Origin of the sequence: Streptomyces fractus, from assembly GCF_049844455.1 — a bacterium.
GTDB lineage: Bacteria > Actinomycetota > Actinomycetes > Streptomycetales > Streptomycetaceae > Streptomyces > Streptomyces fractus.
The window spans coordinates 7,957,808-7,977,252 of the sequence record NZ_JBMYHI010000002.1; the positions used below are offsets into that span (position 1 = coordinate 7,957,808).

Below are 19,445 nucleotides of genomic sequence, written 5' to 3' on the forward strand. Positions count from 1 at the left end.
CCTCAACCGGCCGCCGTCAACCGCCCGCCGTGGTAAGGGTGATGCCCCCTACCGTGTCGAGAGCCGTGCGCAGTGCCCACGGTGTCGCCGCCGCCCACGCCTGCGGGGAGCAGGAGTGCGGATAGGGGACCGGGCGGGCGGCGTCGGCGCGCGGGTAGCCGCCGAGCACCTCGGGGAGCCGGTGCCCGTGCCCGGCCGCCGCGTCGACCAGGCCGGATGTCAACCGGCGCAGCTCGTCGGCGAGACCGTAGCGGGCGAGGCCGAGCGCGATGACGGCGTTGTCGTGCGGCCAGGCGCTGCCGCGGTGGTACGACAGCGGGTGGTACGGCCGCTGGTCCGCGGCGAGCGTACGGATCGCCCACCCGGAGAAGAAGTCCGGTTCGAGGAGGCGCCGGCCCACGCGCCGGGCGCGGTCCTCGTCGAGGATGCCGGACCACAACAGATGCCCGGCGTCCGAGGCGAGAGCGTCGACCTGGCGGCCCGACCCGTCGAGGGCGAGCGCCGGGAAGTCGTCCTCGGCCAGCCAGAAGTCACGGGCGAAACGCGCCCGCAGCTCGTCGGCGAGCCCGTCCAACTCCCGTGCGTACGCGCCGTCCTGCCACACCTCCGCGGCGAGCCGGGCCGTGCGGCGCAGCGCGTCGTACGCGTACCCCTGGGCCTCGGACACGGCGATGGGGCCGTCCGCCTGGGTGCCGTCCTTGAAGCAGACGGCGCCGGCGGAGTCCTTCCAGTTCTGGTTGACGAGGCCGTTCGGGTCCGGCTCATATACGAGGTATCCGTGCTCGCGCAGGCCGCCGTCGCCGAGCATCCAGTCGACGGCGGAGCGCGCGTGCGCCTCCAGGCGGGCGGCGAGTGCCCCGTCCTTCGTCGCCTCGTAGTGGGCGTGAAGGAGCACCAGGAACAGCGGCGTCGCGTCGATCGTCCCGTAGTAACGCCCGTACGGCACCTGCCCGAAGTGGGCCAGCTCGCCGCGCCGCGTCTCGTGCACGATGCGGCCGGGCTGCTCGCCGCGGAACGTGTCGTACTCCCGCCCCTGCGCGGCGGCGAGCGCGCTCAGCGTGCCGGCCGCGAGGGCGGGCCGGTAGGGGAGCATGAAGTACGAGGTGAGCAGCGAGTCCCGGCCGAACAGGGTGAGGAACCACGGCACACCTGCCGCCGGGATGCTGACGGGTTCACCGTCCACACCGGGAGCGGAGATCGTCAACAGGTCGAGATCCGCGAGCCCTTGAGCGCAAGCCGCGCCCAAGGCTCTCAACTCGGCCAAGTCGTCTGCTACGTCGCCGAGTTCGGCCTCGCCGCCGCGAACCCGGGTCGCCGGGATCTGTGGTCCGCCGTGCGGATGCGCCGTGACACGCAGTCGCAGCTCCGCCCGGCCGTGCGGCGCCAGATCCAGCCGCCACGTCAGCTCGCACGGGCCCTCGCCGCGCACGGAGTCGGGCGCGGGCGTCGCGGACACGACGGTGCGGGAGTGCCAATCGGCCCTGTGGTAGGCGAACTCGACACCCGTGTCCCTGCGGTGAGCCGTGCGCTCCGCGCCGGGCTTGGGGTAGCGGCGCTCGTCCGCGCGCAGCTCGAAGGTGTCGGCGAAGTCGGCGTCCGCGGTGATGACGACCTCGGCGACGAGCGGGTCCGGACTGTTGCTGACCAGATGCAGGGTCTCCGTGAACTCGCCCGCTGTGACGGCCTGTTGGCGGAACACGGTGTACGCGGGCGGCGCGTCGCGGGTCCCCTCCGGGGTGAGCACACACTCCCCGGCCGGCCCGACGGGGGAGAGCACCACGGGCGCGGTGCCGTCGACGGTGAGCTGCCAACGGCTCAGGTGCCGGGCGTCGCGCACGAACAGCCCGTCCGGCGTGGCACCGCGCGTACCGGTGACACCGCCGTCGGGGTCGATGTGCGCGAACGTGCCGTCGCGCACGAGTTGGGCGCGCGTCATGCCGTCGTCTCCCCATCGTTGAGCAGGTCAAGAGTGAGGGCCGCCGTCCACGAGAACGAGCGGGCGCCGCGCGCCGCGCCCGTCGTCGGGTCGACGTACTCCGCGAACCCGGACGCGCCCGCCGTGTCGAGGAACGCGCCCCGGATCCGGTCGGCGTGGGTGTGCCGGCCGTGGGTGCGCAGGCCGCGCTCGATGAGCCACGCGGTGTTGAACCAGGCGGGACCCCGCCAGTACCGGGTCGGGTCGAAGGCCGGGCCCGTCAGGTCGTAACTCGGCACGAGGGCCGTGGAGTCGGCGTGGAAGGCCGGGCCGTCCAACGTCGACACCAGGCGGTCCACGACCGCCTCGGGCAGCCCGGGCGCGAGCAGCGGAACGAGCCCCGCCACGCTGCGCGCCGGCACGAACGCGTCGTCGACCAGATCGCGGGCCCGGAACAGGCCGGCCTCTTCGTCCCACAGTCGTGTCACCAGCGTGTCGGTGAGCTTCGCCGCCTGCGCCTCGTGCGCGTCCGGGGCGCCGCCCACGCGTTCCGCGATCTCGGCGAGCGCCAGCTCGCTCGCGATCAACAGGGCGTTCACGCACGGGTCTTCGAGCCGGAACGGATGCGCGGCCGCACGGTCGTCGTACCCCGCGTCGCGGTAGTCGACGGCGAGCCGCACATAGCGGCCGTAGTCGAGGTCCGTGGGACGGTCCGCCGGGTGGCCGTGGTCGAGGTCGGCGCGCCGGTAGCCGCGGGGATCGGCCGGGGTGATGCGGGTCAACGGGGCGTCCCAGCAAGGGCTGTTGTCCATGCCGGGCTCCCACGGATGCACGATCGCCGCGAGCCCGCCGCCGCCCAGGTCACGCCGGTCGAGGAGGTAGCGGTGCCACGCCACGAGGCGCGGATACACCCGGTCCAGGAAGCCGCGGCGCCGCGACTCGGCCTCATCGGCCCGGTGCACGAGCCACGCGGCCAGCGCGTGCACGGGCGGCTGGACGATGCCCGACGTCTCCGGCGAGGCGGGCGCGCCCACCCCGGCGCCCGCCGTGGACGAGCGCCAGAAGTCGGGGCTCGGGAAGTACGCCCCGTTCGGCACCGCCGAGTTGAACACGATGTGCGGGACACGCCCGTCGCCCCACTGCGCGGCGAGCAGCGTCTCCAGCTCGCGCTGCGCCCGGCGCGCGGACAGGTGCCGCAGGCCGATCGCGATGAACGCGGAGTCCCAACTCCACTGGTGCGGATACAGAGTTCGGGACGGCACCGTGTTCGCGCCCACCCAGTTGTCGAGGAGGACCCGGCCCGCGCCGCGCCGCAGCGCCTGGCTCGCGGTGGCGGTACGGGTGGGCCCGTCGAGGAGAGCGGTCACGCGCCGGACCCCTTGAGGAACGCCGGCACCGAGCGGACCGCCTCGACCGGGTCGCCGGTCAGCCGGCACTCGGCCGCGAGGTACCCCTCGTAGCCGGCGGTGTGCAGGGCGCCCAGCCACGCCTGCCAGTCGAGGTGCCCCGCGCCCGGCTGGAAGCGGTTGGAGTCCGACACCTGCGCGTGCCCGATGTAGGGGGCGTGGGTGAGGATCGCCTGCGCGGGGTCCGACTCCTCGATGTTCATGTGGTAGCTGTCGATGCCGATCCGGACCGAGTCAAGACCGACCTCCTTGATCAACTCGGCTGCCTGCTCAAGGCGGTTGACCATGTGGTCCTCGTACCGGTTGAGCGGTTCGAGGTAGAGCGTGACGCCCTCGGCGGACGCGTGCTCGCCGAGCTCGGTGAGCCCTTCGAGCAGGATCTCGCGGTCCCGGCGCTCCGAGCGCGGCGGCTCGAACGGGGGAGCCGGCGCGAGAACATCCCGTACGAGGCCGGGGTCTGCGCGCCGAGTCCGCCGAGCTCCGCGATGACGGACAGCTGCGACTTCATCTGGACGATCGCGTCGCGGCGCAGCCCGTCGTCGAAGGCGCCGAAGAAGTGCAGCATCTCGACGCACACGGTCGGCATGACGACGCCGTCCTTGAGCGCCTGCTTCAACTCCGGGAGCCGGGAGGCGAAGTGCAGGTCGCCCTTGGCGCGCAGCTCGATGGCGTCGTACCCGGCGCCCTGCGCGAACTCCCATTTCTCCTGGAGGCTCTCGCCGGGCAGCAGCTGTTCCTGGGCAGCGAACTTCAGCATGTTCTCTGGGTACCTCTCAGGCCCGCTGGGGCCGTGTCGGGCGTGTGGTGGGGCCGGCTCGGAACGTCTCAGAACGCCAGGACGACCTGGAGGGCGTCCGCGGGGCGCTCGTCGAGCAGCACGTAGGCGTCGGCCGCGTCCGCGACCGGGACGACATGGCTGACGAGGGACTCCACGTCCACCTGCCCCTCGGCGACGAGCCGCAGGAACGTCTGCTGGAGGCGCTCCACCGTCCAGCGCCCGGACAGCGGTGCCGGGACGCCGCCGATCTGCGAGCAGACGATCTCGACGCGGTTGTGGTGGAACTCGTCGCCGAGCCGCAGGCCCATGCCGTCGCCCTGGTAGAAGCCGGAGGCGACGACGCGGCCGCCGACGGTCACCGAGCGCACGGCCTGGTGCAGCGCCGGGTAGACGCCGCTGATCTCGATGGCGAGGTCGGTGCCGCGGCCGCCGGTGGCCTCGCGGATGCGCTCGGCGACGGCGTCCGTGCGGGCGTTGAGCGTGGCGTGGGCGCCGTACTTCTTCGCCGACTCCAGGCGGGCGTCCATCGCGTCGACCGCGGTGACGCGGGCGCCGCTGAGCTGGGCGAGGCGGGTGGCGATCAGGCCGATGACGCCCTGGCCGAACACGGCGACGTCCTCGCCGAGGTTGATGCCGCCGGCCAGGATCGCGTTGTACGCGATGGCACCGACCCGGGCGAAGGCGCCGGCGAGGGGTTCGAGGCCCGCCGGGAGCGTGTGGCCGATCATGCGCTCGGCCGGGACGATGCCCTCGCTGCGGTGGCCCCAGATGCCCCACACGAGGTCGCCGACCTTGGGCATGCCAGGCGTGTCGGCCAACTCCGGGGAGACCTCGGTGACTTCGCCGACCTCGGAGTAGCCCCAGCCGACGACCGGGTAGCTGATGCCCGCCTCGTCGTCGCGGAACAGCCGGGCGTCCGCGTCCCAGGTCCGGGTCAGATAGGGGTTCGTGCCGCGGTAGGCGGTCAGCTCCGTGCCGGCCGATATGCCCGAGTAGCGGGTGTGGACGCGCAGGTGGCCGGGCGGCAGCTCCAGGCTCTCGTGCTCGGCCACCTCCACCTGGCGGGGACCTGTGAATTGAACGACGCGTTCCACGGACGACTCCGAAAAAGGGTGGTGCGGCTGTTGGTTGAGTCGACGATATCCGCAACTTATGTCTTGTCAACAGGCAAAAGTAGTGCTGAGATGCGTGCTTGATAGACGTAAGTCGGCGATGGGGACGGGCAATGCGCACCAGGACACGACGGTCGAGGATGACCGCGGTCGGCGCCACGGCAGCCTTGGGCATGGGACTGCTCACCGGCTGCTCCAGCAGCACGGGGCCGGGCACACCGGACCGTGAGATCACCGTGTGGTCCCAGGAGAACCTCCCGGACCGCGTCGCGGCGACGCAGAAGATCATCGACGGCTTCGAGAAGAAGACCGGCATCAAGGTGCATCTCGTCGGCGTCGACGAGGGGCAGATGCCCCAACTCATCATGTCCGCCGCGGCGTCGGGCCACCTGCCCGACGTGATCGGCGCCGCCCCCATGGGCCAGACCTGGCAGATGTACAGCAACGGCTTGCTCAACACGGACATACCCCGGCAGATCGTCAAGAAGCTGGGCCGGGGGACGTTCGACAAGAACGCCCTCAAGCTCACCAGCGACGGCAAGGTCAGCCTCGGTGTCCCCTCCGACGCCTGGCTACAGCTCCTCGTCTACCGCAAGGACGACTTCGCCAAGGCGGGCCTGGGCAAGCCGGACACGTACAACAAGCTCGTCACGGCCGCCAAGAAGCTCACCACCAAGGGGCACGACGGCGTCTCCGCCGCCACCGACCCCTCCGACGTCTTCACCTCGCAGAGCTTCGAGAGCCTGGCGCTCGCCAACGACTGCCAGCTCGTCGACGGCCACGGCAAGGTCACCCTCGACTCCCCGCAGTGCGTCGAGGCGTTCCACACCTACGACCAGCTGGCGCGCCAGTACGGAGCCCCCGGCACCCAGACCGTCGACTCGACGCGCGCCACCTACTTCGCGGGCCGCTCGTCGATGATGATCTGGTCCTCCTTCCTCCTCGACGAGCTGGCGGGCCTGCGCAAGGACGCCCTGCCCAGCTGCCCGCAGTGCGGCAAGGACAAGCAGTTCCTCGCCGACAACACCGGCATCGTCACCGCCCTCAAGGGCGCGAAGGCGAAAAAGGCCGCACAGTTCGGCGAGATCACGTCCTGGGTGACCACCAAGACCGCCGAGACGGCCGCCTCCCGCGAGTTCATCGAGTACATGATGGGCACCGGCTACGAGCCCTGGTTCGGCCAGGCCCCCGAGGGCAAGATCCCGGTCCGCCGCGGCACCGCCGCCGACCCCGGGAAGTACATGACCGCCTGGCGGAACAGCAAGATCGGGGTCGGCGAGCGCAAGCCCCTCGACGAGGTCTACTCGCCGCGGGTTCTCGACCAACTGGCCGGCGGCATCGGCGACCTGCGCCGCTGGGGCATCGAGCAGGGCGAGGGCGCACTGGTCGGCGCCACCAACGGCGAACTGCCCGTGCCGAAGGCCATCGGCGCCATGACCTCGGGCCAGACCTCACCCCGCGAGGCCTCGCGCGAGGCCGAGGAAGAGGTCGCCGCCCTGAAGAAGTCGCTCCAGTAGCAGCCCGCCCGGCCCCTTCCTGAACTCCCCGTCGAAAGCCTCGCCATGACTACCGCAACCACCGGCGCGACACAGCGCCACAACCCGCCGGACGGATCACCGAACCCGCCCGGCGGCCGCCGACCCCGCAAGCCGATGACCGCGAGCCGCCGCACCAACCGCGCGGGCCTCGCCTTCGTCAGCCCCACCTTCCTCGTCGTCCTCGTCGTCGTGGTGCTGCCGATCGTGTGGACCGTGCTGCTCGCCTTCCAGCGCGCCAAGCTCGTCGACATCCAGGGCATGGGCCTGTTCGGCAACTGGAGCCTGCGCAACTTCTCGCAGGTCTTCGACTCCGCCGGCTTCTGGTCCAGCCTCGGCACCACGCTCACGTACACCGTCGGCGCCACCTTCGGCTCCGTCGCGCTCGGCCTGATCGCCGCGCTCGCCCTGCGCAAGCCCTTCCGGGGACGCGGACTGCTGCGCGCCGCGATGCTGCTGCCGTACGTGGCGCCGGTCGTCGCCGTCGCGTTCGTGTGGGAGGTCGCGCTCAGCCCGCAGTACGGCATCGTCAACGAGTGGGGCCAGAAGCTGTTCGGCTGGGACGACCCGATCGCGTTCCTGTCCACGCGCGCGTACGAAGTCCACGTCCTGGGCGTGCACTTCGACATCCCGCTGGCCCTGCTCACGGTGATCGCCTTCGAGTGCTGGCGCTACTTCCCGTTCGCGTTCCTCTTCATCCTCGCCCGCCTCCAGGCGGTCCCGGACGGCCTGGAAGAGGCCGCGAAGGTCGACGGCGCCACACCCACCCAGCGCTTCCGGCACGTCCTGCTGCCGCAGCTGATGCCGGTGATCGCGCTGCTGTGCGTGCTGCGCTTCATCATGACGTTCAACAAGTTCGACGACGTCTACCTGCTGACCGGCGGCGGCGCCGGCACCGACGTCGCCGCCGTGCGCGTCTACGACTTCCTGACCTCGCGCTACGACGTCGGCGCCGCGGCCGCCCAGGCCCTCGTCCTGGCCGTCTCCCTCATGGTCCTGCTGGGCCTGTACTTCAAGTTCTTCGGCAACAAGGTCCAGGAGGAGTCGTGACGACGAGGCCCGCCATGACGCGCGCGCAGTTCGAGGAGCGGTTCTTCGGCGTCGCACGCTGGGTGGTCATCGCGTTCCTCGCGCTGATCACGATCGTGCCCTTCTACTACATGCTGCTGCTGTCGGTGAAGCCGATCGACGCGCTGCTGCTCGACCCCGGCTCCCTGTGGGTGTCGGCCAAGCAGTTCACCCTCGACACGTACACCGAGGTGCTGCGCTCCACCGGCGACGGCGGCCAGGGCTTCCTCCAACTCCTGCGCAACTCGGCCATGGTGTCCCTCGGCACGGTCCTGTTGACCCTGCTCGCGGCCGTCCCCGGCGCGTACGCCATCAGCCGCCTCAAGTTCTTCGGCAACCGCCAGGTCAGCGCGCTGTTCCTCGCGGTCTACATGTTCCCGTCGACGCTGCTCGCGGTCCCGCTGTTCGTGATGTTCGCGAAGATCGGCCTGTCGTCGAGCCTCGTCGGCCTCGCGATCGTCTACGTGGCGCAGACCGTGCCCGTAGCGATCTACATGCTCAAGAACTACCTGGTCACCATCCCGTACTCGATCGAGGAGGCGGCGGCGCTCGACGGTTGCAGCCGCCTCCAGACGGTCCGCAAGGTCATCCTGCCGCTGGCGCTGCCGTCGCTCATGGCCACGGGCCTCTACGTGCTGATGATCGCGTGGAACGAGTTCCTTTTCGCGCTCCTCTTCCTGGCCGCCGACCCCGACAAATGGACGGTGTCGCTCGGCCTCGCCCAGCTGTCCAACGGCATCGAGGTGTCGAAGACGGTGCTCATGGCCGGATCCGTGGTCCTGACGATCCCCGTGGTAATCCTGTTCTTCGCCGCGGAACGCCTGCTGACCGAGGGTCTCACCGCCGGCGCGGACAAGAGCTGACCGGGGGAGACGACCCAGGTGACCAGGGGGAAGAAGACCATGAGCACGCCAAGCCCGGCGAGCGCCGGCCGACTGCTGCAACTGATCCGCGGCGGGCAGGCCAACACCCGCGCCGAGCTGCAACGCGCGACCGGCCTTTCCCGGTCGACGGTGGGGTTCCGCCTCGACGAACTCGACCGGGCGGGCTGGCTGCGCCAGGACACCGGCACCTCCACCGGCGGGCGGCCCTCGCACCGCATCGTCTTCGACCCCGGCCACGCCGCCGTCCTCGCGGTGGACCTGGAGACCCGGTACGCGCGCGTGGCCGTGCTCGACCTCGCGGGCACGGTCCTCGCGGAGCACACCGTCGACCTCGACATCGGCGACGGCCCCGACCGGGTGCTCGACCGGCTGGCCCGCTGCTTCCCGGACCTCCTCGAAACGTCCGGCACCCCCGCCGAGCGGGTCTGCGGCATCGGCCTGTCGGTGCCGGGCCCGGTGGACTGGGAGACCGGACAGGTCGTCCAGCCGCCGATCATGCCGGGCTGGGACCGCTTCCCGATCAGGGAGCGGACGCAGGAGGCGTACGCCGAGCATGTCGGCACCTCCCTGGCGGACACGACCGGCCGGACGATCCCCGTCTTCGTCGACAACGACGCCAACCTCATGGCACTGGCCGAACAGCAGGCGGGCCACCCCGACTGCGCGGCCTTCGTCCTCATCAAGGTGTCCACGGGCATCGGCGCGGGCGTCGTCGTCAACAACGAGATCTTCCGCGGCATCGACGGCGGCGCCGGCGACATCGGCCACATCCGGCTGCACGACAGGCCCGACGCGCTGTGCATGTGCGGGTCCTACGGCTGCCTGGCGGCGGTGGCGAGCGGCCGGGCGCTCGCCAAGGCCCTGAGCAACCTGGGCATGGACGTCGCGTCCGGCACCGACGTGAAGACCCTGCTGGAACAGGGAAACCCGGACGCGGTCCGCCTCGCGCGCGAAGCGGGACAGCGCGCGGGCGAGGTCCTGGTCACGGTGGTCACCCTCCTCAACCCCGGCGTCCTGATGCTCGCCGGCGACCTGGCGGGCATCCCCTTCCTCACCGGAGTGCGCGAACTCCTCTACCAGCGCGCGATGCCGCGCACCACCGCCCACCTCGACGTCGTCACCTCCCGCCTCGGCGACCACGCGGGCCTGACCGGCGCGGCGGCGATGGTCGTCGACGTCCTCTACGCACCGGAACGCGCGGACGCCCGGCTGCGCGCCCTCGCCGATCGCCCCGACCCACAAGCCCAGCAAGCCGCACAAGGAACCTCGTGACCTCGAACCCCGCATGGCCCCACGACCCCGTCCGAGTGGGCCTCGTCGGCGCCGGCCCCTGGGCCCGCACGATGCATGCCCGCATGCTCGCCGCGGGACCGGAGACGAAGCTGACCGCCGTCTGGGCCCGCCGGACGGACGCGGCCCGCGAGACGGCCGAACCCCATGGCGCGACGGTCGCGGGCAGCTTCGACGAACTCCTCGACCACTGCGAGGCGGTCGCCTTCGCCGTACCGCCCTCCGTCCAGGCCGAGTTGGCGCCGAGGGCGGCCAAGGCGGGCAAGGCGCTCCTGCTGGAGAAGCCCCTCGCGCTGGACCTGGCATCGGCGGAACGCCTCGTGGACGCCATCGACGAGGCGGGCGTCGTCTCCCAACTCGTCCTGACGAAGCGCTACCACCCGACGACGCGCCGCTTCATCGAACAGGCGCGGCGCACCGAGGTGACGGGCGCCCGCTCCTGCTACCTCCACGGGGCCTTCCTGGGCGGCGACTTCGCCACGTCCTGGCGCCTGGAACACGGCGCCCTCTACGACCTGGGCCCCCACCTCCTCGACCTCCTCGACGCGGCGGTCGGCCCGATCGCGTCGATCCGCGCCACGGGCGACTCCCGCCGCTGGCTGGAACTGACCTGCGAACACGAGAACGGCGCGGTGAGCCAGGCCTCCCTCTCCGGCCGCGTGTCCCGCCCCCGCGCCCTCACCCGCGTCGAACTCTTCGGCCCGGCCCCGGAACTGATCTACGACACGGCAGAGATCGACCACGAGGAATGCTGGCCGATCCTGCGCCGGGAGTTCGCGGAGGCAGTGCGAACGGGCCGCTCCGGCGAACTGGACGCACACAGGGGCCTGAGACTTCAACGCTTGCTGACACAGGCAGCCCAAGCGTGACCAGCAATTCAAGCCCCTGCGGCGATTGAGCAGCGGGGCCCGGGGCAGAGCCCCGCGACCCAGGGCCTGTCGTGTGGGTCAGGCCGGGCTCGCGGGGGCTGGCACGCACGCTCGCGGCGTTGTCGTCGGTCGCCGACGCTCCGCGTCGACTCCCTCCTCCGCCTTGCGATCGCACGCTTCCCCAAGCTCTCGGCTTCGCTCGAGCAGGGGAGGCCCCATTCCCCCGCTCCCTGATCCGGCCTGACCCACACGACAGGCCCTAACCCCGCCGCACCGAAACCATTGACCCACCCGCCCCCACATGGCACCGTTCCCACATGGGATCGATGCCATACGAGCGCGTTACGGAAGACGTCTACCGCTTCCACGACACCTGCCACGTCTACGTCCTGAGAAGCGGACGCGAAGCCGTCCTCGTCGACTTCGGCGCGGGCCGCGTCCTGGACGAACTCGCCGCCCTGGGCATCGACCGGGTGACGGACGTCCTCGTCACCCACCACCACCGCGACCAGGTCCAGGGCCTGGCCCGCGCCGCCCGCGAGGGCATCCGGATCTGGGTCCCCCCGGTGGAACGCGACCTGATCGACGCGGTCGACGAGCACTGGCGCACCCGCCCCCTGGACAACGACTACGACGTGCGCCAGGACCGCTTCTCGCTCCTGAAGCAGGTCCCGGTCACCGGCACCGTCGCCGAGTACCGCACGGCCCGCCACGGCGCGTTCGACATCCATACCCTGCCGCTGCCGGGCCACACGGTCGGCTCGGTCGGCTACGTCGTGGACGTCAACGGCCGCCGCCTCGCCTTCACCGGCGACCTGATCCACGGCGAGGGCCGCGTCTGGTCGCTCGCCGCGACGCAGTGGGCGTACACCGGATGGCATCCGAACGCCGGGGTGGAAGGCGCCGCGGCGACGATCCTCTCCTGCATCCAACTCCTCCAGTACGAACCGGAGTTGCTCCTGCCGTCCCACGGAGAGACGGTCACCGACCCGCCCGCCGCGGTGACCCGCCTGCGCACCCGTCTCCAGGACCTCATCGACATGCGCCGCGCCACCCCCTGGGAACCCGAGCCGATGCTCGCGAGCCCGTGGAAGCCGGTCACTCCGCACCTCCTGCGCAACGTCACGAGCATGGCCAACTCCTACGCCCTGCTCTCCGACAGCGGCACCGCCCTCCTCATCGACTTCGGCTTCGACCTGATGACCGGCCTGCCCGGCGGCCACGACCGCTCCTCCCGCCGGCCGCTGCTCGCCTCGATCGAGGCGCTGCGCCGCGACCACGGCATCGAGCGCGTCGAGGTCGCCCTGCCGACGCACTACCACGACGACCACGTCGCCGGTTTCAACCTCCTCCGGGAGGTGCACGGCACGGAGGTCTGGGCCCCCGCCCACATCGCCCCCGTGCTCTCCGCGCCCACCCGCTGGGACCTGCCCTGCCTCTGGTACGACCCGATCCCGGTCGACCGCACGCTGCCGGACAGCGGCACCGTACGCTGGCGCGAGTACGAGATCGGCGTCCACGAACTGCCCGGGCACACCCTCTACGCGGCCGCCTACTCCTTCACCGTCGACGGCCGCCGGGTCATCGCCACGGGCGACCAGCAGAACACCGCGTGGACCCCGGACGGCGGTCAGCCGGAGCTGCTCAACTACCAGTACCGCAACCGCTTCCGCATCGACGACTTCGTGCGCAGCGCCGAGCTGTACCAGCGACTGCGCCCGGAAGTGATGATCAGCGGGCACTGGCAGCCGTTCGAGGTGAGCGACGGTTACCTCGACATGCTGTCCACGGAGGGCGCGCGCCTGGCCCGCCTGCACCGTGAACTCCTGCCGCGCGACGTCGACTTCGAGGCGGAAGGCTTCGGCGCGCGGATCTTCCCGTACCGCAGCACGCCCGCGCCGGGCGGCACGGTGCCGCTCACGGTCGAGGTGCGCAACCCGTTCCCCCGGGCGGAGACGGCGCGGCTCGAACTGGTCGTCCCACCCGGCTGGCAAGCGGATCCACCCGTACGCCAACTCAAGCTCGCCGGGCGGGAGACGGCCGAGGCGCGGTTCACCCTGCGTGTGCCCGATGACGCCCCCGCGGCGGAGCGGATGCGGGTCGCGGTGGACATGACGGTGGGGCAAATGGCATTCGGGCAGCAGGCGGAGGCATTGGTGAGCGTGCGATGACGTTGATTCACACCGAGCTGGTGGACGGCGCGGTCGAGGTGCGGGCGGCGGGCTGGGAGATGACGGTCGCCGCGGATGGCCTCGCGGCCGAGCTCCGCGCGAGTGGCTCGCGGGTGTCCGTCCGCCGGTCGCGTGGCTCCGCCCCGGACCCCGCCGGCTCTCGTCCCAAAGGCGGGCTCGATTGCCCCGATGCTTGCCCCGATCCGCGTCTGGCGCCGCCTGGGCCTGGTCGCCACCAGCCCGTCCACCTCGAACTCGCCGGCGCCCTCGACCGCACCGACCGTACCGACGAGACCCTGTCCGTCGAGGCCCCCGTGCTCGATGTCACGGGAGCGCACCCGGTGATCACGATCGGCCGCCGCAGCAGCGCCTGGCGCGCGGCCCGGACCCGGATCACCTGCACGCCCGAAGGTCCCGTGCTCAGCTGGGAGGTCGAGGGTGAAGGCGCCCTGCGGCAGAGCCTGTTGCTCGCCGGGCGTGCCGCGCTCGGCGGTCGTGGGGGCGGCCTGCGCCCGAGTGGTCACGCCTGGCAGACGCTGTTCACGCCGAACCCGGGACCGCCCCGCCGCCTCACCCGGGGCGCCGGCGAGAGCGCCGTCGTCGGGGTGTGCGGCGACGCCCGTCCCGGTCGGGGCCACTGGTTCTTCACGCCCGCCCCGCTCGCCCTCGCCCTGACCGAGGACCGCCTCGACGACACCGCCGACCCGGCCACCGCGCAGGCCCCGCACGGCTGGTGGACCGTATCGGCCGGAGCGCCGCTTCCCGCCCTGACCTTCACCGAGCTGACGTACGTGCCCTCCGACGGCGGCTTCCACCTGGCGCTCGCCCACGAGGGCCACACTCGCGTCGACGGCGTGCACCGCTCGCCCTCCGTGCTCCTCTCGCCCGGCCACCCGGACCCGTACACGGGCCTGCGCGCACACCGCGACTGGCTGGAGCGCGAGGGCTGGACCGCGCACCCGCGCACCGCGCCCGAGGACCGCCCCGCGTGGTGGACGGAGCCGATGTTCTGCGGCTGGGGCGCCCAGATGGCCCGCTCCCGCGCCACCGGCACACCCGCCCCCGCGCTGAGCACGCAGGCCGAGTACGACGCACACCTGGACCACCTCGAAGCCCACGGCCTCGTACCGGGAACCATCGTCATCGACGACAAATGGCAGCAGTCGTATGGGAGTTGGCGTCCCGACGAAGCGCGCTGGCCTTCGCTGAGGAAATGGATCGCGGACCGTCACACGCGCGACCAAAAGGTTCTCCTCTGGTGGCGGGCCTGGGCCACCGAAGGCGTACCCGACGAGCTGTGCGTGCGCACCGCCGACGGCCGCCCGGTCGCCCTCGACCCCACCCACCCCGAGGCCCGCGAACTCCTCGCCGAGAACATCCGGACCATGCTGTCGGCCGCGGGCCCAGACGCACTCGATGCCGACGGGCTGAAGATCGACTTCACGGCCGACACACCCTCCGGCGAAGGCCTGCGCACCCACGACGGCGACGTATGGGGGATCGCGCTCCTGCACGCCTACCTGGACGTCGTGTACGAGGCCGCCAAGGACGCCAAGCCTGACGCGCTCGTGGTCACCCACACCCCGCACCCGGCCTTCGCCGACGTCACCGACATGATCCGGCTCAACGACATGCTGCGCCTCGACGACCCGGACCCGTACGCGCGCGTGGTGCCACAGATGCGGCTGCGCGCCGCCGTCGCCACGGCCGCCTGCCCCGACACACCCGTCGACACCGACGACTGGTGCGCGCCCGACCGCGAACAGTGGCGCGAGTACACCGGGATGAAGGACGAACTCGGCGTCCCCGCGCTCTACCTGAGCACCCACGTGGACCGGACGGGCGAGCCGCTGGAGGACATCGACTACGCTGCGTTGCGGACGATGTGGGCCCGATGGCGCGGACGTGACCAGCGCGGGGACCGCATAGCGGGGGCGACGGGAAGGACGGCCTGATGGCGAACGGGGCGGCCGCTGCGCGCGGCGGAGGCTCGGGCGGCAGACGCGCGCGGGCGACCCTGCGCGACGTCGCTGAGGCCGCGGGCACCTCGCGCTCCACCGCCTCCCGGGCGCTCGGCGGCCACGGCTACGTCGCCGACCACATCAAGGAGCGCGTCGAGGCCGCCGCCGAGCGGCTCGGCTACGTACCCGACGTGTCGGCGCGCACCCTGAAGGGGCGCAGCAGCGGGCTCGTGGGCGTCCTCGTCTCCGACCTGCGCAACCAGTTCTACGCCGAGCTGGCCGCGGGCGTGGAACACACGCTGTCCGCCGCGGGCTACCAGATGGTCCTCGTCGACGACCACGCCGACGAGGAGCGGGCCGCCGCCGGGGCGCGCGCGTTCCTGGCGATGCGGGCCGACGGGGTGCTGCTCACGCCCGTCGCGCGCGGGGCCACCGAGACCCTCGTCGGGCACGGCGTCCCGGTCACCGAGCTGGACCGCAGATCGGGAGTGCGCGGCTGCGACGCCGTCGCCATCGACAACGAGCGGGGCGCGCGGCTCGCCGTCGAGCACCTCATCGGGCTCGGCCACCGTGACATCGCCATCGTCGTCGACGAGGTCCAGTGGGACACCGGGCGCAACCGGCTCAAGGGCTATCGGGCGGCGCTGCGGGACGCGGGTCTTCCCGTGCCGCGCCGGCACGTCCTGGACCTGAGCCAGGGCGAGGACGACCAGGCCGAGCAGCTCGCCGTCTTCCTCGACGGAAACCCGTCCCTGACCGCCGTGTTCGCCGCGAACAACGTCATGGCCGAGCTCGTGTGGCAGGAACTCAAGCGGCGCGGCTCCGCCGTACCGGAGGACTGCTCGGTCGTCTCCTTCGACGACCTGGCATGGATGAAGATGGTCGAGCCCGGCCTGAGCGCCGTACGGCAGCCCGTGTTCGACCTCGGGGGACGGGCCGCCGAGCTGCTGCTCGACCGGGTCGGACGGGACGGGACAGGACGGTCCGAATCGGTCGTCCTCCAGCCCGAGTTGGTGCTGCGCGGCTCGACCGCCCCGCCCAAGAGCTGACCCCACCCGGACCCACCGCTCAATTCCAGCAACTGCCCGGCCGAAAACCGTTGACGCTCGGACCGGACGTGGTTACGTTCTCACATGGGATCGATGCCACACCGCGGACGTCGTCAGGACGCCGGTGGAACAGAGCCGCATCCCCTTCCCCTCGTGTAGCTCGCCACTCAAAGGAGAGATGATGGCGGCACCACCCCAGCGCATACGCCGCAAGGCGGCGGGACTCGCCGCGGCGTTCGCCCTGCTGCCGGCCCTGTCCGGCTGCGGCGGCGTGAGCATGGCCGACAGCGGCGACTCCACGTTCACCACCATGGGGTTCATGCAGTCCGACGCCCTCGCGACCGACCGCATGGACGCGGCCCGCAAGGCCCTCAAGCCCGACGGCCTGCGCATCCAGGTCAACGAAGGCGCCTTCGACTCGCAGCAGTTCCTCTCCGCCGTCGCCGCGGGCGACGCCCCCGACGCGGTCGTCATGGACCGCACCCTCGTCGGCGGCTACGCGGCACGCGGCGCCCTGATGCCGCTGACCGACTGCCTCAAGCGCGAGCACATCGACACCGACGGCTACGTGAGGACCGCCATCGACGAGGGCTCCCTCGACGGCACGGTGTACGCGCTGCCCGACTCGTACGACAGCCGGCTCCTTCTCACCAACGACAAGGTGCTCAAGGAGAACGGCACCAGCGCCGCCCAGTTCTCCACCGGAAACTGGAAGAAGCTGGAGGCGGCGACGCGCAAGCTGCAGAAGCGCAGCGGCGGCAAGCTCACCCGGATCGGCTTCGACCCGAAGATCCCCGAGTTCTTCCCGATGTGGGCCAAGGCCAACGGCGCCGACCTGATCAGCGCCGACGGCCGCACCGCCGAGCTGAACGACCCGAAGGCCGTACAGGCGCTGACGTACGCGGTGAAGCTGGTCGACGCGCAGGGCGGCTGGGGGAAGCTGAAGGCGCTGCGCGACTCCTTCGACATGTTCGGCGCGAAGAACGAGTTCGTGCGCGGACAGCTCGGCTCGTTCCCGATGGAGGACTGGTACGTCAACGTCCTCGCCGGCGCCTCGCCCAAGATCGACCTCGCGCCCGACGTGTTCCGCGGCCGCGACGGCAAGCCGCTGAACTGGTCATCGGGCCTCGGCTGGGCGATCCCCAAGAATGCCAAGCACCCGCGGGCCGCCTGCAAGTTCGTCAAGACGATGACGTCGACGAAGACGTGGGTGCACGCCGCGCGGGCCAAGGCGAAGGAGGCGCGCGCGAAAGGCTCGCCCTACACCGGTGACGTCACCGGGAACCTCGCCGCGGACCGCATCATCGAGCACGACGTCTGGAAGCCGACCGGCAACAAGGCCTTCGACAAGGCGACCCGCATCGTCTTCGACCTCTCCCGCAAGGGCTTCGCTGTCCCGTCCAACGCGGCGGGCAGCGAGTTCAAGGACGCCTGGCAGTCCGCGGTGAACCGGGTCCTGTCCGGTGAGCAGACCCCTCAGCAGGCCCTCGACCAGGCGCAGCGCAAGGCGCAGAGCGCGCTCGACCTCGCCAACGAAGGACGTGAGTAGCGTGCAGTCCGTCCTCACCCCGAAGCCTCCGAAGGCCGCGAAGGGCCGGAAGTCCGCCGGCTCCCCGGACCCGGCCGCGGGCAAGGCCGGTCTGCGCGGCAGCGCCCGGCGCCGCGAGATCTGGGCCGCGTACGGCTTCATCTCGCCGTGGATCATCGGCTTCGTCGTGTTCACCGCGGGACCGATGCTCGCCAGCCTCGTCCTGTCGTTCACCGACTACGACGCCATCGGCTCGACCCACAACGTCGGGTTCGCCAACTACCAGCAGCTCTTCGAGGACCCGCAGGTCGCGAAGTCGCTGATGAACACGCTGATCTTCGCCGTGATGCGGGTGCCGCTGTCCATGGCGTTCGCGCTCGTGCTCGCCATGCTGCTGCTGAAGGTCGGCCGCACCGCCGGGTTCTTCCGCACCGTGTTCTACCTGCCGGTGATGACACCGCCGGTCGCCGTCGGCATCCTCTTCCTGCTCCTGTTCAACGGCAACGTCGGCCTCATCAATCACGTCCTCGGCTTCTTCGGCATCCAAGGACCGTCCTGGACCACCGACAGCTTCTGGGTGAAGCCGGGCCTCGTGCTCACCAGCCTGTGGTCGGTCGGATCGACCGTCGTCATCTACTTCGCGGCGCTGCGCAACGTCCCCAAGGACCTTTACGAAGCAGCCGAGTTGGACGGCGCGGGCCGCTGGACGTCGTTCCGGCACGTGACGCTCCCGCAGATCTCCGGCACGCTGTTCTTCACGCTGATCGTCAACACGATCGCCTCGCTGCAATCGTTCACGGAGGCGTACACCGCGTTCTTCGGGACCGCCACCACGCAGTCGTACAGCAGCGACGCGGCCCTGTTCTACGTCGTCTACCTGTTCCAACAGGCCTTCCAGTACATGCACATGGGCTACGCCTCCGCGCTCGCGTGGCTGCTGTTCCTGGTGATCCTCGTCATCACGGTCATCCAGGCCAAGGTCAGCAAGCGGTTCGTCTACTACGAGGGTGACCAGCGATGACCCAGCTCACGATGCGGCCCGACACGAAGGAAGCGGCAGTCAAGCGGGTGCTGCGCGTCGTCGGTGTGCTGCTCGCCTCCGTCGTCTTCCTCTACCCGTTCGCGTGGCTGATCAGCGCCTCGCTCAAGCCGTCCACGGACGTCTTCGACAACGCGCTGATCCCGCACGTCGTGCAGTGGTCGAACTACCAGGAGCTGTGGAAGGCGCTGCCGCTGTTCACGTGGATCGGCAACAGCGTCGCCGTCACCCTGGCCGCCGCCGTCACCGTCACGGTCAGCAGCGCCGTCGTCGCCTTCGGGTTCGCGTACTTCCGCTTCCCCGGCCGCGACACCCTGTTCGCGCTCGTCATCGGCACGATGATGCTGCCGGCCGCCGTCACGATGGTGCCGCAGTACATGGTGTGGAACTGGCTGCACCTCGCCAGCTCCCAAGTCCCGCTGTGGGCACCCAACTTGTTCGGCAGCGCCTTCTACATCTTCCTGCTCCGCCAGTTCTTCCTCGGCCTGCCGCGCGAGCTGTTCGAGGCGGCGCGGGTGGACGGCGCCGGTTACTGGACGCTGTTCTGGCGGATCGCGGTACCGCTGTGCCGGCCCGCCCTCATCGTCACCTTCATCTTCGAGGTCCAGGCCTCCTGGACCGACCTCGTCCGACCCCTCATCTATCTGCGCGACCCCCAGCTGTACACGGTGCCGCGCGGCCTCAAGGCCGTACTGGACCAGTTCGGCGACGGCGGTGAGATGCGCTGGGAGATCGTCTGCGCGGCCAGCGTCGTGGTCACCGTGCCGATGATCATCGCCTTCTTCGTCTGCCAGCGGCAGTTCACGCAGGGCATCGCCACCACTGGAAGCAAGGGCTGAA

General features: G+C 71.1%; 14 protein-coding genes and 1 pseudogene. 11 read left to right on the forward strand and 4 right to left on the reverse strand.

Annotated elements, in window-relative coordinates; all coding sequences use genetic code 11:
• Positions 1-16: 16 nt before the first annotated feature.
• The 4 genes and pseudogenes from ACP4E5_RS38045 to ACP4E5_RS38060 all read right to left on the reverse strand — a co-directional run bounded on the left by ACP4E5_RS38045 (position 17) and on the right by ACP4E5_RS38060 (position 5,193).
• Complete coding sequence (locus ACP4E5_RS38045; RefSeq protein ID WP_425837166.1) at positions 17-1,936, reverse strand: amylo-alpha-1,6-glucosidase; 1,920 nt, start codon at positions 1,934-1,936, stop codon at positions 17-19.
• Positions 1,933-3,282, reverse strand: a complete 1,350-nt coding sequence (locus ACP4E5_RS38050; RefSeq protein WP_425837169.1) for an MGH1-like glycoside hydrolase domain-containing protein — start codon at positions 3,280-3,282, stop codon at positions 1,933-1,935. The genes ACP4E5_RS38045 and ACP4E5_RS38050 overlap by 4 nt, the downstream gene beginning before the upstream one ends.
• A pseudogene (locus ACP4E5_RS38055) lies at positions 3,279-4,078 on the reverse strand (TIM barrel protein). Before ACP4E5_RS38055 ends, ACP4E5_RS38050 begins: the two are co-directional and overlap by 4 nt.
• A 68-nt stretch (positions 4,079-4,146) precedes the next feature.
• The gene (locus tag ACP4E5_RS38060) at positions 4,147-5,193 is read right to left on the reverse strand and encodes a zinc-dependent alcohol dehydrogenase (protein ID WP_425837172.1); all 1,047 of its coding nucleotides are present in this window, start codon (positions 5,191-5,193) and stop codon (positions 4,147-4,149) included.
• A gap of 131 nt (positions 5,194-5,324) precedes the next feature.
• On the opposite strand from ACP4E5_RS38060, the gene ACP4E5_RS38065 reads away from it, so the two are divergent.
• The 11 genes from ACP4E5_RS38065 to ACP4E5_RS38115 all read left to right on the forward strand — a co-directional run bounded on the left by ACP4E5_RS38065 (position 5,325) and on the right by ACP4E5_RS38115 (position 19,444).
• Entirely contained in the window at positions 5,325-6,728 is a 1,404-nt protein-coding gene (locus ACP4E5_RS38065) for an ABC transporter substrate-binding protein (protein ID WP_425837175.1), read from the forward strand.
• Between the two features lie 45 nt (positions 6,729-6,773).
• Positions 6,774-7,796: a carbohydrate ABC transporter permease gene (locus tag ACP4E5_RS38070; protein ID WP_425837178.1), complete on the forward strand. Its 1,023-nt coding sequence runs from the start codon at positions 6,774-6,776 to the stop codon at positions 7,794-7,796.
• Between the two features lie 14 nt (positions 7,797-7,810).
• Positions 7,811-8,677: a carbohydrate ABC transporter permease gene (locus ACP4E5_RS38075; protein WP_425841971.1), complete on the forward strand. Its 867-nt coding sequence runs from the start codon at positions 7,811-7,813 to the stop codon at positions 8,675-8,677.
• A gap of 39 nt (positions 8,678-8,716) precedes the next feature.
• Complete coding sequence (locus ACP4E5_RS38080; protein ID WP_425837181.1) at positions 8,717-9,970, forward strand: ROK family transcriptional regulator; 1,254 nt, start codon at positions 8,717-8,719, stop codon at positions 9,968-9,970.
• On the forward strand, positions 9,967-10,857 hold the full coding sequence (locus ACP4E5_RS38085; RefSeq protein WP_425837184.1) for a Gfo/Idh/MocA family protein: 891 nt from the start codon (positions 9,967-9,969) through the stop codon (positions 10,855-10,857). Before ACP4E5_RS38080 ends, ACP4E5_RS38085 begins: the two co-directional genes overlap by 4 nt.
• Positions 10,858-11,174: 317 nt before the next feature.
• Positions 11,175-13,028 carry an MBL fold metallo-hydrolase gene (locus ACP4E5_RS38090; RefSeq protein ID WP_425837187.1) on the forward strand — a complete coding sequence of 618 codons (1,854 nt, stop codon included), beginning with the start codon at positions 11,175-11,177 and terminating at the stop codon, positions 13,026-13,028.
• A complete protein-coding gene (locus tag ACP4E5_RS38095) occupies positions 13,025-14,983 on the forward strand; it encodes an alpha-amylase family protein (protein ID WP_425837190.1) in 1,959 nt (652 codons plus the stop codon). Before ACP4E5_RS38090 ends, ACP4E5_RS38095 begins: the two co-directional genes overlap by 4 nt.
• The gene (locus ACP4E5_RS38100; RefSeq protein WP_425837193.1) at positions 14,983-16,038 is read left to right on the forward strand and encodes a LacI family DNA-binding transcriptional regulator; all 1,056 of its coding nucleotides are present in this window, start codon (positions 14,983-14,985) and stop codon (positions 16,036-16,038) included. Before ACP4E5_RS38095 ends, ACP4E5_RS38100 begins: the two co-directional genes overlap by 1 nt.
• 181 nt (positions 16,039-16,219) lie before the next feature.
• Positions 16,220-17,587 (forward strand): extracellular solute-binding protein, encoded by a 1,368-nt coding sequence (locus ACP4E5_RS38105; protein ID WP_425837196.1) that lies wholly within the window; start codon positions 16,220-16,222, stop codon positions 17,585-17,587.
• Positions 17,580-18,587, forward strand: a complete 1,008-nt coding sequence (locus ACP4E5_RS38110; RefSeq protein ID WP_425837199.1) for a carbohydrate ABC transporter permease — start codon at positions 17,580-17,582, stop codon at positions 18,585-18,587. Before ACP4E5_RS38105 ends, ACP4E5_RS38110 begins: the two co-directional genes overlap by 8 nt.
• Positions 18,584-19,444: a carbohydrate ABC transporter permease gene (locus ACP4E5_RS38115; RefSeq protein ID WP_425837202.1), complete on the forward strand. Its 861-nt coding sequence runs from the start codon at positions 18,584-18,586 to the stop codon at positions 19,442-19,444. The genes ACP4E5_RS38110 and ACP4E5_RS38115 overlap by 4 nt, the downstream gene beginning before the upstream one ends.
• Position 19,445 lies beyond the last annotated feature (1 nt).

Excerpts from the sequence above, each read along its gene's own strand:
- ACP4E5_RS38045 (WP_425837166.1), bottom strand. The coding sequence starts at position 1,936 with ATGACGCGCGCCCAACTCGTGCGCGACGGCACGTTCGCGCACATCGAC.
- ACP4E5_RS38065 (WP_425837175.1), top strand. The coding sequence starts at position 5,325 with ATGCGCACCAGGACACGACGGTCGAGGATGACCGCGGTCGGCGCCACG.
- ACP4E5_RS38070 (WP_425837178.1), top strand. The coding sequence starts at position 6,774 with ATGACTACCGCAACCACCGGCGCGACACAGCGCCACAACCCGCCGGAC.
- ACP4E5_RS38075 (WP_425841971.1), top strand. The coding sequence starts at position 7,811 with ATGACGCGCGCGCAGTTCGAGGAGCGGTTCTTCGGCGTCGCACGCTGG.
- ACP4E5_RS38080 (WP_425837181.1), top strand. The coding sequence starts at position 8,717 with ATGAGCACGCCAAGCCCGGCGAGCGCCGGCCGACTGCTGCAACTGATC.
- ACP4E5_RS38090 (WP_425837187.1), top strand. The coding sequence starts at position 11,175 with ATGGGATCGATGCCATACGAGCGCGTTACGGAAGACGTCTACCGCTTC.
- ACP4E5_RS38095 (WP_425837190.1), top strand. The coding sequence starts at position 13,025 with ATGACGTTGATTCACACCGAGCTGGTGGACGGCGCGGTCGAGGTGCGG.
- ACP4E5_RS38100 (WP_425837193.1), top strand. The coding sequence starts at position 14,983 with ATGGCGAACGGGGCGGCCGCTGCGCGCGGCGGAGGCTCGGGCGGCAGA.
- ACP4E5_RS38105 (WP_425837196.1), top strand. The coding sequence starts at position 16,220 with ATGGCGGCACCACCCCAGCGCATACGCCGCAAGGCGGCGGGACTCGCC.
- ACP4E5_RS38115 (WP_425837202.1), top strand. The coding sequence starts at position 18,584 with ATGACCCAGCTCACGATGCGGCCCGACACGAAGGAAGCGGCAGTCAAG.